Here is a 15995-nt window from a genome sequence, read left to right on the forward strand (position 1 = left end):
GGATGTAGAAAACGAAAAAGGGCCGCAAGGCCCTTTTTCATGTCCGGGTGCCGGCGCGCGCCGCATGCGCGGGATCCCGCCGCGAAGACTCACTTGCCGTTCGCCGCGCCTTCCCAGTCGAAGCGGGTCAGCACCGCCAACTGCTGCGGCTCGATCACCCCGTTGTGCTCGATGCCATCGATCACCCACGTGGGGAACACGGTCACGCCCGCGGCCGCGCAGGCGGAGGTCATCGGCGTATTGCGTCCCCCGGGCGAGCACTCCACGTAGGGCAGCCGCTCCGCCGCATGGCCGAAGTGGCGCTTCTGCCGGCTGCATTCCACGCACCATGACGCGCCGTAGAACTTCGCACCGTAGTCGGACAGGTGCTGCGCCAGCGCAGCCGCACGGCGGCTTTCCGGCCGCTGGTGCAGCAGTCCGCTCTGGTGCACGTGCAGAACGGCCACGACCAGCAGCACCGGCAACGCCTGCACGGCCCACCAGCGGCTCCAGGGCTGGCCGGGAGCGGACGCGGGGCGCCGCAACTGCAACCAGCCGAACATCACCACCAGCACCGCGAGCGAAGCCAGGCAGCCCACGCAGAACGCGTCGAGCACCAGCGCCCCCACGACGGTCAGGTAGACACTGATCGCCAGCCCCAGCAGTGCCAGCCGCCATTGCCGTTGCCAGCGCAGCAGCGGCGACGCCTTGCGCGACAGCGACACCAGCGCGACCACCGCGTACAGGCCGAACCCCCACAACGCCATCGGCAAGCCCAGCAGCGTGGACCAGCCGCTGCGCTGGATCGCATTGCAGCCGCCAGCGCTGGTGCAGAACGCCGATGCCGAACCGCTGCCCGCCGTCCACGCCAGATAGCCAGTGATCAGCAGGCCCAGCACCGCCAGCGCCAGCATCACGCGATCCGGCGGCGTCGCCGCGCGCGGCGCGGGGGACGCCGGACGCTCATGGTGCGCCGTACGCTTCTTCTTTCGGGTCATACGGATCTCCGGATGGGTCGTGCGCGACGCTGGAGCGGACTCACAGCGCGTACTTGTTGGTGATCGGGTAACGGCGTTCACGACCGAAGGCCCGGCGCGACACCTTGGGGCCGGGCGCCGCCTGGTGGCGCTTCCACTCGTTGATGCGCACCAGCCGCAGCATGCGGTCCACGGTGGCGGCGTCGAAGCCGGCGGCGACGATCTCGTCGCGCGACTGCTCCAGATCCACGTAGCGGAACAGGATCGCGTCCAGCACGTCGTACGGCGGCAGCGAGTCCTGGTCCTTCTGGTTCTCGCGCAGTTCCGCGGACGGCGGTCGGTCGATGACGGCCGGCGGGATCACCGGCGCGCCGCCCACGGTGTTGCGCCAGCGCGCGAGCGCGAAGACCTCGGTCTTGTACAGGTCCTTGATCGGCGCGTAGCCGCCGCACATGTCGCCGTAGATGGTGGCGTAGCCCACCGCGTATTCGCTCTTGTTGCCGGTGGTCAGCAGCAGGCCGCCGAACTTGTTGCTCAGCGCCATCAGGATCACGCCGCGGCTGCGCGACTGCAGGTTCTCCTCGGTGGTGTCGGCGGGCTTGTCGCCGAACACCGGACCCAGCGCTTCGAGGAAGCCCTTGAACGGTGCTTCGATCGAGATCGCTTCCAGCTTCACGCCCATCGCCGCGCACTGCTCGCCGGCCAGGTCGTTGGACAGGCCGGCGGTATAGCGCGACGGCAGCCGCACCGCGGTGACGTTCTCCGCGCCCAGTGCATCCACCGCCAGCGCCAGCACCAGCGCCGAATCGATGCCGCCGGACAGGCCCAGCCAGACCTTCGAAAAGCCGTTCTTCCCGCAGTAGTCGCGGATGCCGCGCACGATGGCGCGCCAGGCCAGCGCATCCCGGCTCTCGTCGCCATCGTCCATCCACACGACCGGCGTGAACTTGCGCTTGGTGGCGTCGAAATCCACCACCAGCCACTGGTCGGTGAACGCGGCCGCTGCGGGATGCACGGTGCCGTCGCCATCGGCGACGACGGATGCGCCGTCGAACACCACCGCATCCTGGCCGCCCACCACGTTGAGGTAAGCCAGCGCCATGCCGGTCTCGCGCGTGCGCTCGGCGATCAGCGCGTCGCGCTGCGCATGCTTGTCGCGGTCGAACGGCGAGGCATTCGGCACCAGCGTCAACACCGCGCCCGCCTTGCCCGTCTCGGCCAACGGCTCGGGGAACCAGAGATCCTCGCAGATCACCAGCCCCACCTGCGTGCCTTTCACCTCGAAGACACAGCTGCCACCGTCGGGATCCACATCGAAGTAACGGCGCTCGTCGAAAACCGCGTAGTTGGGCAACTCGCGCTTGCGGTACGTCGTCTCGACCACGCCATCGCGCAGCACGCTGGCGGCGTTGTACACCACACTGCCCGCGCTCTGCGGCCAGCCCACCACGGCGACGATCCCGTGCGTGGTGGCGGCGATCTCCGTCAGCGCCGTCTCGCAGTCGGCGAGGAAACGCGGCCGCAGCAACAGGTCCTCCGGCGGGTAGCCGCTGATCGCGAGTTCGGGAAACAGCACCACGTCGGCGCCGTATTCGTCGCGCGCCTCGGCGATCATGCGCTGGATGCTCGCCGTGTTCTGTGCGACGCCGCCGACGGGGAAGTCGAACTGGGCCATGGCGATGCGTAGGGTGGTCATGCGTTCTCCATCATGGAAATTCCATTGCGTATCCCGCCTCGCGTTGCGCACGTAGTGCCCATACATGCACGACATCGGTCAGCGGCTGATAGGTGTACAGCACCACGTAGCCGCGCGAGTCGCGGCCGATCACCAGTTCCCGCCACGGGCCCTGGTACGGGCGGCCGATCAGGGGATTGTCCGCAAGGGCGTCGATGCCAAGGTAGATCGCGGAAAAGCGCGCCTCGAAGCCGGATACTTCATGTTCTCGCAGATGTTCGATGATGCGGGCGGCATCGTCGGCGATCCGGTCGGACAGGATGATCCGCGCCACGGTTCAGCGACCCTCCTTCCTCGCCACGGGACGCGGCGGGTTCTCGCCCTTCGCCATCCGGACCATGTAGTCGCGCATCTCGTCCCAAGGCACGGACAGGCCGGACTGATCGAAGTCCTCCTTGCGTCGCAGCGCCTCGGCGAAGAACGCATCGCGGCGTTCCTGCGCCTCGGTCTTTTCGGCAATGGCTTCGAGGATGAAGCTGTGCGTGGTGGCGCCGCTGCGCTGGGCGGCCCGGGCGACGCGCGCCTTGAGTTCCTCGGGCAGACGGATCGTGGTCGTGGACATGGCTCGACTCCGCTGGACGGATGAAGCGAATGTAGCACAATAGAGCTACATTCGACCCACTCATAAAGAAAGCCGCCCGAAGGCGGCTTCCTGCGTGACACGCAACGGCGAGGCTTACTTCACCAGCTTCGCGATCGCCGCGCCCAGGTCACCCGGCGAGCGGACGGTGACGACGCCGGCGGCTTCCATCGCCGCGAACTTGCCCTCCGCCGTGCCCTTGCCGCCCGACGCGATCGCACCGGCGTGGCCCATGCGCTTGCCGGCCGGGGCCGAGGCGCCGGCGATGAAGCCGACGACCGGCTTCTTCACGTACTGCCTGATGTACTCGGCGCCGGCTTCCTCGGCGTCGCCGCCGATCTCGCCGACCATGATGATGCCTTCGGTCTGCGGGTCTTCGTTGAACAGCTTCAGGCAGTCGACGAAGTTCAGGCCGTTGATCGGGTCGCCGCCGATGCCGATGCAGGTCGACTGGCCCAGGCCTACTTCGGTGGTCTGCTTGACCGCTTCATAGGTCAGCGTGCCGGAGCGCGACACGATGCCGATCTTGCCCGGCTTGTGGATGTGGCCCGGCATGATGCCGATCTTGCACTCGCCCGGGGTGATCACGCCGGGGCAGTTCGGCCCGATCAGCACGGTGTCCGGGTGCGAGCCCTTCAGCACGTTGTCCACGCGCAGCATGTCCAGCACCGGGATGCCCTCGGTGATGCAGACGATCACCTTGATGCCGGCCGCGGCCGCTTCGAGGATGGCGTCGGCCGCGAACGGCGGCGGGACGTAGATGACGGATGCATCGGCGCCGGTGTTCTTGACGGCATCGGCGACGGTGTCGAATACCGGCAGGTCGATGTGGGTGGTGCCGCCCTTGCCCGGGGTGACGCCGCCGACGACCTGGGTGCCGTACTCGATCATCTGGGTCGCGTGGAAGGTGCCCTGCTGGCCGGTGAAGCCCTGCACGATCACCTTGGTGTTCTTGTTGATCAGAACGCTCATGGAATCTGTCTTCCTGTAGGGCGGGCCCTGGCCCGCCGTCTTGATGTCGGGATCGGTCGATGGCGGGCCTGGGCCCGCCCTGCGACACGCGTGGGATCAGGCAGCGGCCTTGACCGCTTCAACGACTTTCTTGGCGCCGTCGTTGATGTTGTCGGCCGGGATGATGGCCATGCCGCTGTCGCGCAGCAGCTGCTTGCCTTCTTCCACGTTGGTGCCTTCCAGGCGCACGACCACCGGCACCTTGACGCCCACTTCCTTCACCGCGGCGATGATGCCCTCGGCGATCATGTCACAGCGGACGATGCCGCCGAAGATGTTGACGAAGATGCCTTCGACCTTGTCCGACGACAGGATCAGCTTGAACGCCTCGATCACGCGCTGCTTGTTGGCACCGCCGCCCACGTCGAGGAAGTTCGCCGGCTCGCCGCCGTTGAGCTTGATGACGTCCATGGTGGCCATGGCCAGGCCCGCACCGTTGACCATGCAGCCGATGTTGCCGTCCATGGTCACGTAGTTGATGTCCATCTCCGAGGCCAGCACTTCGGTCTCGTCTTCCTGGCTCTTGTCGCGCATCGCGACCAGGTCCTTGTGGCGGAAGGCGGCGTTGTCGTCGCTATTGAACTTGCCGTCCAGCGCGTACAGGTTGCCGTCGTCCAGGATCGCCAGCGGGTTGATCTCGACCAGCGCCAGGTCCTTCTCGTTGAAGATGCGGTACAGGTTGACCATGATGTTGGCGAACTGGCCCGCCTGCTTGGCGGTCAGGCCCATCTTGAAGCCGAACTCACGGCCCTGGTACGGCTGCACGCCTTCGACGAAGTCGACGTTGAGGCTGTGGATCTTGTCCGGCGTCTCGGCCGCGACCTGCTCGATTTCCACGCCGCCCTCGGACGAGGCGATGTAGGTGATGGTGCGGGTGCCGCGGTCGACCAGCACCGACAGGTACAGCTCCTTGACGATCTCGCCGGCGGTGGTCACCAGCACCAGGTTGACCGGCAGCTCGACGCCGGCGGTCTGGTAGGTGGCCATCTTGGTGCCCAGCATCTTGCCGGCGGCCGCCTTCACGTCATCGACGGTCTTGCAGAACTTGACGCCGCCGGCCTTGCCGCGACCGCCCGCGTGGATCTGGGCCTTGACCATCCAGGGACCGTTGCCGAGGGACTGGGCGGCAGCCACTGCTTCGTCCGCCGTGGAGGCGACTTTGCCGGCCGGGACCGGGATGCCGTACTCGGCCAGCAGCTGCTTGGCCTGATATTCGTGGAAATTCATGCGTCACCGTGGGTAGGGAACAGAAGACATCGCCCACGGCCGGGGCCACGGGGGCGGCGGCGCGGGCGAGCCCCCTATTGTCGCCGACCGGGCCGGATGGCGCAAAACCCGGCACCTAAGCCTTTGGTGGAACAGGCGGGAACAGGGTTCCGACGCGCAGCCCGGGGCCGGCCTGCCTATACTGGCCGCCTCGTCACGGGGAAGTACGAGTCTTGCGTCAGGCCCAGTCGCTCCTGTCCCGCATCGAATCGGTACCGCGCCGCGAGCTGTACTTCTTCGCGCTGTACCGCGTGCTGGAAGCCGGCATCCTGGCCGCACTGATGTTCAGTCCGTTGGGCGACCTGCTCGGCGAGCCCCGCCATGGAGACCTCGGCACGGCGGTGGCCGTCGGCTACCTGGTGCTGGCGCTGGTGCTGTTCTTCGTCGGCCGCAGTGTGCACTGGCTGGTGTGGATCGTGTTCATCAGCGTCTGCCTGGACGTGCTTGTCGCCGCGCTGATCACCCACGCCCTGCCCGGCGCCACCGCCGGCGTGGCGATGATGCTGCTGTTCAACGTGTCCGCGGCGGCCCTGCTGCTGCCGTCCACCCGGATGGCGCTGGTGGTGGCGCTGATCGCCATTGCCGCGCTGTTCGGCGAGTACTTCTTCACCTTCTTCCACGACCAGAACAGCAGCCGCTCGCTGGCCGAAGTCATCATGTTCGCGGTCAGTTACCTGGCCCTGGCCTACCTCGCCCACCAGGCCGGGCAGAAGGCGCGCATCAGCCAGGCGCTGGCCGAGAAGCGCGGCGAGGAAGTCGCCAACCTGTTCGAAGTCAACGAGCTGATCATCCGCCGCATGCGCACCGGCGTGCTGGTGGTGGACGCCGACAACCACATCAAGCTGTCCAACGAGGCCGCCAGCCTGCTGCTCGGCGACGGTGGCGACGGCAAGGGCGTCGACGGCAAGGGGGTGTCGCTGCTGCACGCGGCGCCCGAACTCGCCCGCCGCCTGCAGCGCTGGCGCAATGGCTGGCAGACCGACGAGACCCCGATGCAGTTCTCGCCCGACCAGCCGGAAGTGCAGCCCCGCTTCGCCCGCCTGCTGGCCGACAGCGACACCTCGTTGATCTTCCTGGACGACGCCACGGTGGTCTCGCGCCGGGCCGAATCCCTGACCCTGGCCGCACTCGGCCGTTTTTCGGCCAGCCTGGCGCACGAGATCCGCAACCCGCTGGCCGCGATCAACTACGCCGTGCAGCTGCTGGAGGAATCCCAGCAGGTCAGCGATGGCGACCGCCGGCTGCTGCAGATCATCCACCAGCAGTGCCAGCGCACCAACGGCATCGTCGAGAGCGTGCTGGGACTGGCCCGCCGGGAACGCGCCACGCCCGAACACGTGGACCTCAACACCTTCGCCCGGCGCTTCGTGGACGAATACCAGCAGACGCTCTCCATCGAGACCGACACGCTGGAAACCATCATCGGCGCCAAGCCGGTGCCTGCGCTGGTCGATTCGCGCCACCTGCAGCAGGTGGTCACGGTGCTGGTGCAGAACGCGCTGAACTACGGGCGCCTGCCGGGCGAATCGGCGCGTGTCCGCATACGCGTATTCAATGCCGAGGGGCGCCCGACCATCGACGTGATGGACCGCGGCCCCGGCATCCCCGAGGCCGTGGCCGCGCAACTGTTCCGGCCCTTCTTCACCACCTCCGAGCACGGCACCGGCCTTGGGCTCTACATCGCCCGCGAGCTGTGCCGGGCCAACCAGGCCACGATCGAATACGTCCCGGTACCGGGCGGCGGCGCCTGTTTCCGCATCATCCTGCCCGGCCCGCACGCCCTGCTGCCGGCGTAGGCCCGACGGGCAACGCCGCCAGAAACCGTGCACCACCACTCATGCTCCAGCGGGCTGCAGGGCCAAGATGCATCCGGAGGCTCACGCAAGGACGCATCACGCCCTGGCCTGCTGCTCCGGGAAGGCTCCCGGACGCAGCGCGCGCATGCCACGCCACGATCACGGACCGTTGCCTACCATGATTCACATTCAGCCGGTACACTGCCCGCACAGGGGCAATAGGGGGGATGCATGAATCAAAGCCGTAGCGCCCTGATCGTCGACGACGAGCGCGACATCCGCGAACTGCTGACGCTGACGCTGGGCCGCATGGGCCTGCGCATCGATACCGCCGCCAATGTAGGTGAAGCCCGCGAGCTGCTGGCCCGCAACACCTACGACCTCTGCTTCACCGACATGCGCCTGCCCGACGGCAACGGCATCGACCTGGTCGGCGAGATCTCCCGCAACTATCCCAATACGCCGGTCGCCATGATCACGGCGTTCGGCAACATCGAGCTGGCGGTGGAAGCCCTGAAGGCCGGCGCCTTCGACTTCGTCAGCAAGCCCGTGGACCTCGCCGTCCTGCGCGGGCTGGTCAAGCACGCGCTGGAACTGAACAACACCGACCGCGCCCCCCCCCCCCCCCGCCCCCCCGCCCGAACAGGCCAGCCGCCTGCTGGGTACGTCGGCGGCAATGGATGCGTTGCGCGAGACCATCGGCAAGGTGGCGCGCAGCCAGGCGCCGGTCTACATCATGGGCGAGTCCGGTACCGGCAAGGAGCTGGTGGCCCGCACCATCCATGAGCAGGGCGCCCGCGCGGCCGGCCCGTTCATTCCGGTCAACTGTGGCGCGATTCCCGCCGAGCTGATGGAAAGCGAGTTCTTCGGCCACAAGAAGGGCAGCTTCACCGGCGCGCACGCCGACAAGCAGGGCCTGTTCCAGGCCGCCAGTGGCGGCACGCTGTTCCTGGATGAGGTGGCCGAGCTGCCACTGCCCATGCAGGTCAAGCTGCTGCGGGCCATCCAGGAAAAAGCGGTACGCCCGGTGGGTGCGTCCGGCGAAGCGCAGGTGGACGTGCGCATCCTGTCGGCCACCCACAAGGATCTTGGCGAGCTGGCCGCCGATGGCCGCTTCCGCCATGACCTGTACTACCGCATCAACGTGATCGAACTGCGGGTGCCGCCGCTGCGCGAGCGCACCGGCGACCTGGCCCAGCTGACCAGCGCCGTGCTGGAACGCCTGGCCGCCCAGCACGGCCGCATGGCGCCATCGGTGTCGCCGGAGGCGATGGAAGCGCTGGGCCGTTATCCGTTCCCGGGCAACGTGCGCGAACTGGAGAACATCCTGGAGCGCGCGCTGGCCATGTCCGAAGGCCACAGCATCGAGATCGACGACCTGTATCTGCCGCAGGCGCCCGCCGGCAAGAAGTTCGGTGGCGATTTCAGCCCGGGGGAAGTGATCCGCGATGTTCCGGGCGCGGTGGACGTGGACCCTGCTGCCGGCGCCCTGCCCGACTACATCGAGCAACTGGAGCGCGCGGCGATCCAGAAGGCGCTGGAAGAGAACCGCTGGAACAAGACCAAGGCCGCCGCCCAGCTGGGCATCACCTTCCGGGCGCTGCGTTACAAGCTGAAGAAGCTGGGGATGGAGTAGGCCCGGGCGCGCATGCGCGCTGCGCAGCCCGCGGAGACACCTTATATGTGCGTCCCGCGCAAACGTGCTCCGCATCCCACAGTGACCCGGGTGACCTGCTGCGTCACTTTCTGACACAGACAGTCACCTCGCCATGCGAGCGTCACTGGATTGACGCGTGTCGCTACGCGGGGCCGATGTCGCAATCTGTGAACTCCGCCGGCATTGGCCACGATTCCCGATACACAACGGCCGGGAATGATGCGATAGTCCCGCCCGACTTCGGCGTCAGGGTTTCCTTCCGGGGAAGTGTGGGGGAATCGCTGGGGGTATCAGAAGTTGGCACGCAACCTGCTCTACATCCTGTGCACGCGTCGTAACGTTGTACGCGGCGCCCACGGTCCATGTAGGGACACGGGGCTTGTGTCCCTAACCATCAAGCCAATCCTGAAAGGGGAAACACCATGAAGAAGAACGCCCAGGGCTTCACCCTGATCGAACTGATGATCGTCGTCGCGATCATCGCCATCCTGGCCGCCATCGCGCTGCCGGCTTACAACAACTACCGCGTGCGCTCGGCTGAAAATGCTTGTGCGGGTGAAGCAAAGGCATGGGCGAATGCTTGGATCGCCGCCAATCATTCCGAGATGGCACTGCCCAACCCCGCCGCTAGCGCCACCACCGCCTGCGCGTCTGCAACTGGCAGCCACACCGGTCACACCACCGGCGCAGAAGTTGCCGCCGGCGCGCAGACCGTGTTCGTTCCGAACGAGCCGGGCCGCGCTGCCGCGACGACCACCTGCAGCCTGGAATCGGGCACCTGCACCACTGCTACCCCGTAATTGCTCGACAACAACCGCAGTAGGCGCATGCCGTAGTAACGGTCACCGCTTTCCGCACAACGAACCCCGCCTAGGCGGGGTTCGTTTTTTGCGAAGATGTCAATTCCGTGACCATCAACTTCTTGTCTGCAGGACAAGATGTGCGGTAGATCACATAACATCCAGTAGAGGCAGGCTATTCCTGCCATTTCACTCTGATTGGCGCGCTCCTTGCTCTAGTGCAACCAGGGGAACTCACGAAAGACAGGGGCTGACATGAATCGTCGCGCGGAAGGCTTCACATTGATCGAACTGATGGTCGTCGTCGCGATCATCGGCATTCTCGCCTCCATCGCACTGCCGACATACAACAATTATCGCGTCACTGCTGCCGAGAATGCCTGCCTTGCAGAAATGAGAAGCTACGCCGGAATGTCCTTCGCAATCCTGCAGAACGACGATGCTGTTGTGCCTGCACCGCGTAGCGCTTGCGAAAGCGCGGAAGATGCAACGCTGGTAGGCGTGAACATAACCGGCGAGCCCCGCGCCCCCGGCCAACGCGGCGTCGTCTGTGACATGAACAGCGGCAGCTGTGTGCTGGAGTAACGAAGTCTGATTGTGATCAGAAGTGAGAGTACGTGAGTGCGCTCTGAGCTTTCCTTGAAGATTATTTCGTTCGTTCGGCCCGAAGCTACGCGTTTCCGCATGTGCGCCCAAGTCACAACTACACTACATTCTCGGTACTTGCACTAAGGAATCACGCGTCATGAATGCAGCTGCCAGTGTCAATCTCGTTGGCATCACCGGTCTTGCACGCCGCTTGGTTCAAGACGGGGCCCTCGACGAAACCATCGCCCGGGCCGCGATGACAAGCGCTGCCGAAGCCAAGATTCCGTTGCCTCAATGGATAGCCGAGAAGCGGTTGGTCACCGCGCCGCAATTGGCAGCCGCCAATGCCATGGAATTCGGCATGCCGCTGCTGGATGCAACGGCATTCGACCCGACCCACAGCGCACTCAAGCTGGTCAGCGAGGAACTGGTGCAGAAGCACCAGGTGCTCCCCCTCTTCAAACGCGGCAACAAGCTCTTCGTCGGTGTCGCCGACCCCACCCGCAGCCATGGCGCACTGGACGAGATCAAGTTCCACACCAACCTGATCGTCGAACCGGTGCTGGTGGACGAGGACCAGCTGCGCCGCACCCTGGACCAGTGGCAGAACGCCGCCAACACCCTGTCCAGCAACTTCGGCGACGACGACGACGGGCTGGAAAGCCTGGAGGTGGATGCTTCCGATGAGGACGGCGGTACCGACAATGCGGTCGACTCGAAGGGCGATGACACGCCGGTCGTGAAGTTCGTCAACAAGGTCCTGGTGGATGCCATAAAGCGCGGCGCCTCGGACATCCACTTCGAGCCGTACGAGACCGACTACCGCGTGCGGCTGCGCGTGGACGGCATCCTGAAGCAGGTCGCCAAGGCGCCGACCAAGCTGAAGGACCGCATTGCCGCGCGCATCAAGGTGATGGCGCAGCTGGACATCGCCGAGAAGCGCGTACCGCAGGACGGCCGCATCAAGCTGAACCTGTCCAAGAGCAAGCAGATGGACTTCCGCGTCAGCACGCTGCCCACGCTGTTCGGCGAGAAGGTGGTGCTGCGTATCCTGGACGGCAGCGCCGCCAAGCTGGGCATCGACAAGCTGGGCTACGAGCCCGACCAGCAGAAGCTGTTCGAGGATGCCATCCAGAAGCCCTACGGCATGGTGCTGGTCACCGGCCCCACCGGCTCGGGCAAGACCGTATCGCTGTACACCGCACTGGGCATCCTCAACGACGAGACGCGCAACATCTCCACCGCCGAAGACCCGGTGGAAATCCGCCTGCCCGGCGTGAACCAGGTGCAGCAGAACAACCGCCGCGGCATGACCTTCGCCGCCGCGCTGCGCAGCTTCCTGCGCCAGGATCCGGACATCATCATGGTCGGCGAAATCCGCGACCTGGAAACGGCCGAGATCGCGATCAAGGCCGCGCAGACCGGCCACATGGTGCTGTCCACGCTGCACACCAACGACGCACCGCAGACCATCGCCCGCCTGATGAACATGGGCATCGCGCCCTACAACATCACCAGCTCGGTGACCCTGATCATCGCGCAACGCCTGGCACGCCGGCTGTGTTCGAAGTGCAAGCGCCCGGTGCAACTGCCCCCGCAGGCGCTGCTGGCGGAAGGCTTCAGCGAGGCCGAGATCGCCGCCGGCTTCACCGTTTACGAGGCCGTGGGCTGCGACGAGTGCACCAGTGGCTACAAGGGCCGTACCGGCATCTACCAGGTCATGCCGATGAACGACGCGATCCAGGAGATCGTGCTGGAAGGCGGCAATGCCATGCAGATCGCGGAAAAGGCCCAGAAAGCCGGCATCCGCGACCTGCGCCAGTCGGCGTTGATGAAAGTGCGCAACGGCATCACCAGCCTGGCCGAGATCAACCGCGTCACCAAGGATTGAGGCGGGAGACACTGGCCCCCGCCCCGTATTCCGCACCTGATGTCCCGCTCCCTCGCTTTTGTAGGAGCGCCTTCAGGCGCGATGCTTTTCGTTCGGACCAGACTCGAAGGCGTCTCGCCGAAGCGTCTCCCTACAAATGAGCTGGGCTGGGCTGGCAGCCTTGTCTGTGATGCGCTTCGGGCAAGAGCATCGCGCCTGAAGGCGCTCCTACAGATGCAAGATGGGGTCCCGCCCGGGAGCCGCCCAGCCCCTGCCATATCACCGAAACCCGGCCGCCGTCACAGGCACGGCGCTTCCCTTGGGCGGATAACCGGCTAACATGGGGCGATGAAGTCCGGATGGGGAAAGCCGGACAGGGGAAATCCGATGGCCGTGACCCGTTCCGCCGCCAAGAAAGCCGCCTCCGCGCCCGTCCGCGAGAACCCGCTGAACCTGTTCGTCTGGGAGGGCACCGACAAGCGCGGCGTCAAGATGAAGGGCGAGCAGCAGTCAAAGAACGCCAACTTCCTGCGCGCCGAGCTGCGCAAGCAGGGCATCACGCCCAACGTGGTCAAGGTGAAGGGGAAGCCGCTGTTCGGCTCCGCCGGCAAGCCGGTAACGCCGAAGGACATCGCCTTCTTCAGCCGCCAGATGGCGACGATGATGAAATCCGGCGTGCCGATCGTGTCGTCGCTGGAGATCATCGAAAGCGGGCAGAAAAACATCCGCATGAAGAAGATGGTCGAGCAGATCCGTTTCGACATCGAAGGCGGCTCCTCGCTGCACGAAGCGATCAGCAAGCATCCCGTTCAGTTCGACGAGCTGTACCGCAACCTGGTACGGGCAGGCGAGTCGGCCGGTGTGCTGGAGACGGTGCTGGAGACCATCGCCAACTACAAGGAAAACATCGAAGCCCTCAAGGGCAAGATCAAGAAGGCGCTGTTCTACCCCGCGGCGGTGATCGCGGTCGCCATTCTGGTCACCTCTGTGATCCTGATGTTCGTGATCCCGGAATTCGAGAAGACCTTCTCCAGCTTCGGCACCGAACTGCCCGCGTTCACCCAGATGATCATGGCTGCCTCACGCATCATGGTCAGTTGGTGGTGGGCAATGTTGCTCGTTGTAGCTGGCAGCATTTTCGGGACGCTGTTCCTCTTCAAGCGGTCTCCCGCTTTCCAGCATGCGGTGGACAAGTTGATCCTGAAGGTGCCGGTGATCGGCCAGATCATGCATAACTCGGCCGTCGCCCGCTTCGCCCGCACCACCGCCGTGACCTTCAAGGCCGGCGTGCCGCTGGTCGAAGCCCTGGACACCGTGGCCGGCGCCACCGGCAACACCGTGTACGAAAAGGCCGTACACCGCATGCGCGATGACGTGTCGGTGGGCTACCCGCTGAACATGGCGATGAAGCAGACCCAGCTGTTCCCGCACATGGTGGTGCAGATGACCGCCATCGGCGAGGAAGCCGGTGCACTGGACACCATGCTGTTCAAGGTGGCCGAGTACTTCGAGCAGGAGGTCAACAACGCGGTGGATGCGCTGTCCAGCCTGATCGAGCCCTTCATCATGGTCATCATCGGCGTGCTGGTCGGTGGCCTCGTTGTTGGCATGTACCTGCCCATCTTCAAGATCGCGGCGACGGTGGTCGGCTGATCCATGGCGTTTCTGGATCAACACCCCGAACTGGGGTACCCGGTGGTGGCAGGCCTGGGCCTGCTGGTGGGCAGCTTTCTCAATGTGGTCATCCTGCGACTGCCGCGGCGGCTGGAGTGGGAGTGGAAGCGTGACGCCCGCGAGGTGCTGGAAGAGCCGGAGATCTACGATCCGCCGCCTCCCGGCATCGTGGTGGAACGCTCGCACTGCCCGCACTGCAAAACGGCGCTGTCCTGGTACGAGAACATCCCGCTGTTCAGCTGGCTGGCCCTGCGCGGCAATTGCCGCCACTGCAAGGCCCCGATCTCGCCGCAGTACCCGCTCGTCGAGCTGCTGACCGCGTTGCTGGCGGTCGCCTCGGTATGGCGGTTCGGCTTTGGCTGGCAGGGCTTTGGCGCGGCGCTGCTGAGCTGCTACCTGGTGGCGCTGAGCGGCATCGACCTGCGCACGCGGTTGCTGCCCGACCAGCTGACGCTGCCGTTGATGTGGCTGGGCCTGATCGGCAGCCTCGACAACCTCTACATGCCCGCCAAGCCGGCACTGCTGGGCGCCATCGCCGGCTATGTGTCGCTGTGGCTGGTGTGGTGGCTGTTCAAACAGATCACCGGCAAGGAAGGCATGGGCCGGGGCGACTTCAAGCTCCTTGCGGCCCTCGGCGCCTGGGTGGGATTGAATGGCGTGCTGCCCATCATTCTGATCTCCTCGCTCGTGGGTGCCGTGGTCGGTTCGGCCTGGCTGGCGGTGCGGGGCCGCGACCGCGCCACGCCGATCCCGTTCGGCCCCTATCTGGCCATCGCGGGCTGGATCGTGTTCTTCTGGGGCCAGCAGATCGTGGACACCTACCTGCGTTTCGCCGGCCTGAAGTAGGTGCGCCCCGCGGGCGATGCGTTTCCCCGCACGTTGTGGAGAGCATGAGCATCTCGACCGAATGCGCTCGTACATAATCCCCCCATGAGCGATTACTTCATCGGCCTGACCGGCGGCATTGCCTCCGGGAAAAGTGCGCTTGAGCGAGCATTTGCCGCACGCGGCATCGCGGTGGCCGATGCCGATCTGCTGGCGCGCGAGGTGGTCCGGCCCGGCGAACCCGCGCTGGCCGCCGTGGCGGAGCGCTTCGGGCGCGATGTGCTGATGGCGGATGGCCAACTGGACCGGGCGGCGTTGCGTGTACGCGTATTCGGGAACGAGGAAGAGCGGCGCGCACTGGAAGCGATCGTGCACCCCGCCATCCGTCGGCGGCTGGAAGAGATCTGCCGGCAAGCCACGAGTCCCTACGCCATCGCGACGATCCCGCTGCTCACCGAAGGCGGTGGACGCGCGGCCTACCCGTGGCTGCACCGGATCCTGGTGGTCGACACACCCACCGAAGTGCAGAAACAGCGGCTGATGCAGCGCGACGGCATCGATGCAGTCCTGGCGGACAAGATGATGGCAGCCCAGGCCTCGCGTGCAGACCGGCTGGCGCTGGCGGACGATATCGTCGTCAACGATGGTGATATCACCCACCTGCAGCGCGCCGCCGATGACCTGCACCGACGCTATCTGGCGCTGGCGGACGCCGGAAACATGCATTCCATGGCGAACAATCGCCCCCTGTAGGAGCGGGCCATGCCCGCGATGCTCTTCCCTGGCCGGACAGCAAAGCATCGCGCCCAAGGGGGCTCGTACAGAGCACGTCGCGCCGCTTTGTAGGAGCGGGCCATGCCCGCCATGCTCTTGGGACACGGACCGGAAAGCATCGCGCCCAAGGGCGCTCCTACAACGCCTTCGGAATGCGATCCGCGATCCACACGGCGTCCCAGAACGGGTAGTCGCCCACGCGTTTCACCCACCCTGCCCTGACGGGATTCGCGACCAGGTAACGCGCCGCAGCCCTCACGTCGTTCTCCCCGCGCAACAAGCGCTCGTGATACGCCCGCGCCCAGAGCGCACCGGTACGCCCCGCATCTCCGTTGTAGGCGCGCGCTGTGGCGGACTTGATCCGGTTCATGATCGACGCAAGGTGATTGTCGTCGCCAACCTGGACCAACCAATGTCCGTGGTCCGGCATCAACACTCACGCCAGCAGCCGCGATTCGCGGTA

The 15995-nt window shown here is 65.8% G+C and carries 13 protein-coding genes and 2 pseudogenes; 8 read left to right on the forward strand and 7 right to left on the reverse strand.

What is annotated here, in order from left to right; translation table 11 throughout:
• Nucleotides 1–89 precede the first annotated feature (89 nt).
• The 6 genes from OY559_RS15720 to sucC all read right to left on the reverse strand — a co-directional run bounded on the left by OY559_RS15720 (nt 90) and on the right by sucC (nt 5509).
• Nucleotides 90–977: a vitamin K epoxide reductase family protein gene (locus OY559_RS15720; RefSeq protein ID WP_277727164.1), complete on the reverse strand. Its 888-nt coding sequence runs from the start codon at nt 975–977 to the stop codon at nt 90–92.
• A 40-nt stretch (nt 978–1017) separates the two neighbouring features.
• Nucleotides 1018–2652 carry an NAD+ synthase gene (locus OY559_RS15725; protein WP_277727166.1) on the reverse strand — a complete coding sequence of 545 codons (1635 nt, stop codon included), beginning with the start codon at nt 2650–2652 and terminating at the stop codon, nt 1018–1020.
• Between the two features lie 10 nt (nt 2653–2662).
• A complete protein-coding gene (locus tag OY559_RS15730; protein WP_277727168.1) occupies nt 2663–2965 on the reverse strand; it encodes a type II toxin-antitoxin system RelE/ParE family toxin in 303 nt (100 codons plus the stop codon).
• A gap of 3 nt (nt 2966–2968) precedes the next feature.
• A complete protein-coding gene (locus OY559_RS15735; protein ID WP_277727170.1) occupies nt 2969–3253 on the reverse strand; it encodes a CopG family ribbon-helix-helix protein in 285 nt (94 codons plus the stop codon).
• A gap of 114 nt (nt 3254–3367) precedes the next feature.
• Nucleotides 3368–4243 (reverse strand): succinate--CoA ligase subunit alpha, encoded by an 876-nt coding sequence (sucD, locus tag OY559_RS15740; RefSeq protein ID WP_277727171.1) that lies wholly within the window; start codon nt 4241–4243, stop codon nt 3368–3370.
• Nucleotides 4244–4339: 96 nt separating this feature from the next.
• Complete coding sequence (sucC, locus tag OY559_RS15745; RefSeq protein ID WP_277727173.1) at nt 4340–5509, reverse strand: ADP-forming succinate--CoA ligase subunit beta; 1170 nt, start codon at nt 5507–5509, stop codon at nt 4340–4342.
• 212 nt (nt 5510–5721) lie between these two features.
• Here sucC and OY559_RS15750 point away from each other — a divergent pair, with 212 nt between their 5' ends.
• The 8 genes and pseudogenes from OY559_RS15750 (at nt 5722) to coaE (ending at nt 15511) form a co-directional block, all read left to right on the forward strand.
• Nucleotides 5722–7344 (forward strand): sensor histidine kinase, encoded by a 1623-nt coding sequence (locus OY559_RS15750; RefSeq protein WP_277727175.1) that lies wholly within the window; start codon nt 5722–5724, stop codon nt 7342–7344.
• A gap of 231 nt (nt 7345–7575) precedes the next feature.
• Nucleotides 7576–8980, forward strand: a pseudogene (locus OY559_RS15755) (sigma-54 dependent transcriptional regulator).
• Nucleotides 8981–9423: 443 nt separating this feature from the next.
• Nucleotides 9424–9516 (forward strand): annotated as a pseudogene (locus tag OY559_RS15760) (prepilin-type N-terminal cleavage/methylation domain-containing protein); the annotation flags it as partial.
• 540 nt (nt 9517–10056) lie between these two features.
• Nucleotides 10057–10386, forward strand: coding sequence for a prepilin-type N-terminal cleavage/methylation domain-containing protein (locus OY559_RS15765; protein WP_277727177.1), 330 nt, complete (start codon nt 10057–10059; stop codon nt 10384–10386).
• Nucleotides 10387–10546: 160 nt separating this feature from the next.
• A complete protein-coding gene (pilB, locus tag OY559_RS15770; RefSeq protein ID WP_277727179.1) occupies nt 10547–12280 on the forward strand; it encodes a type IV-A pilus assembly ATPase PilB in 1734 nt (577 codons plus the stop codon).
• A gap of 366 nt (nt 12281–12646) precedes the next feature.
• Nucleotides 12647–13912: a type II secretion system F family protein gene (locus OY559_RS15775; protein WP_277727181.1), complete on the forward strand. Its 1266-nt coding sequence runs from the start codon at nt 12647–12649 to the stop codon at nt 13910–13912.
• A gap of 3 nt (nt 13913–13915) precedes the next feature.
• Nucleotides 13916–14779 (forward strand): prepilin peptidase, encoded by an 864-nt coding sequence (locus OY559_RS15780; RefSeq protein ID WP_277727182.1) that lies wholly within the window; start codon nt 13916–13918, stop codon nt 14777–14779.
• 84 nt (nt 14780–14863) lie between these two features.
• Nucleotides 14864–15511 (forward strand): dephospho-CoA kinase, encoded by a 648-nt coding sequence (gene coaE, locus OY559_RS15785; protein ID WP_277727185.1) that lies wholly within the window; start codon nt 14864–14866, stop codon nt 15509–15511.
• Nucleotides 15512–15668: 157 nt separating this feature from the next.
• Here coaE and OY559_RS15790 read toward each other — a convergent pair whose 3' ends face one another.
• Nucleotides 15669–15962 (reverse strand): REP-associated tyrosine transposase, encoded by a 294-nt coding sequence (locus OY559_RS15790; RefSeq protein ID WP_277727187.1) that lies wholly within the window; start codon nt 15960–15962, stop codon nt 15669–15671.
• Nucleotides 15963–15995 lie beyond the last annotated feature (33 nt).

It is taken from the genome of Pseudoxanthomonas sp. SE1, assembly GCF_029542205.1.
Lineage (GTDB): Bacteria > Pseudomonadota > Gammaproteobacteria > Xanthomonadales > Xanthomonadaceae > Pseudoxanthomonas_A.

What these genes read in the sequence shown, in the direction of transcription:
- OY559_RS15720 (WP_277727164.1), bottom strand. Translation starts at nt 977, where the DNA reads ATGACCCGAAAGAAGAAGCGTACGGCGCACCATGAGCGTCCGGCGTCC.
- OY559_RS15725 (WP_277727166.1), bottom strand. Translation starts at nt 2,652, where the DNA reads ATGACCACCCTACGCATCGCCATGGCCCAGTTCGACTTCCCCGTCGGC.
- OY559_RS15735 (WP_277727170.1), bottom strand. Translation starts at nt 3,253, where the DNA reads ATGTCCACGACCACGATCCGTCTGCCCGAGGAACTCAAGGCGCGCGTC.
- sucD (WP_277727171.1), bottom strand. Translation starts at nt 4,243, where the DNA reads ATGAGCGTTCTGATCAACAAGAACACCAAGGTGATCGTGCAGGGCTTC.
- sucC (WP_277727173.1), bottom strand. Translation starts at nt 5,509, where the DNA reads ATGAATTTCCACGAATATCAGGCCAAGCAGCTGCTGGCCGAGTACGGC.
- OY559_RS15765 (WP_277727177.1), top strand. Translation starts at nt 10,057, where the DNA reads ATGAATCGTCGCGCGGAAGGCTTCACATTGATCGAACTGATGGTCGTC.
- pilB (WP_277727179.1), top strand. Translation starts at nt 10,547, where the DNA reads ATGAATGCAGCTGCCAGTGTCAATCTCGTTGGCATCACCGGTCTTGCA.
- OY559_RS15775 (WP_277727181.1), top strand. Translation starts at nt 12,647, where the DNA reads ATGGCCGTGACCCGTTCCGCCGCCAAGAAAGCCGCCTCCGCGCCCGTC.
- OY559_RS15780 (WP_277727182.1), top strand. Translation starts at nt 13,916, where the DNA reads ATGGCGTTTCTGGATCAACACCCCGAACTGGGGTACCCGGTGGTGGCA.
- coaE (WP_277727185.1), top strand. Translation starts at nt 14,864, where the DNA reads ATGAGCGATTACTTCATCGGCCTGACCGGCGGCATTGCCTCCGGGAAA.
- OY559_RS15790 (WP_277727187.1), bottom strand. Translation starts at nt 15,962, where the DNA reads ATGCCGGACCACGGACATTGGTTGGTCCAGGTTGGCGACGACAATCAC.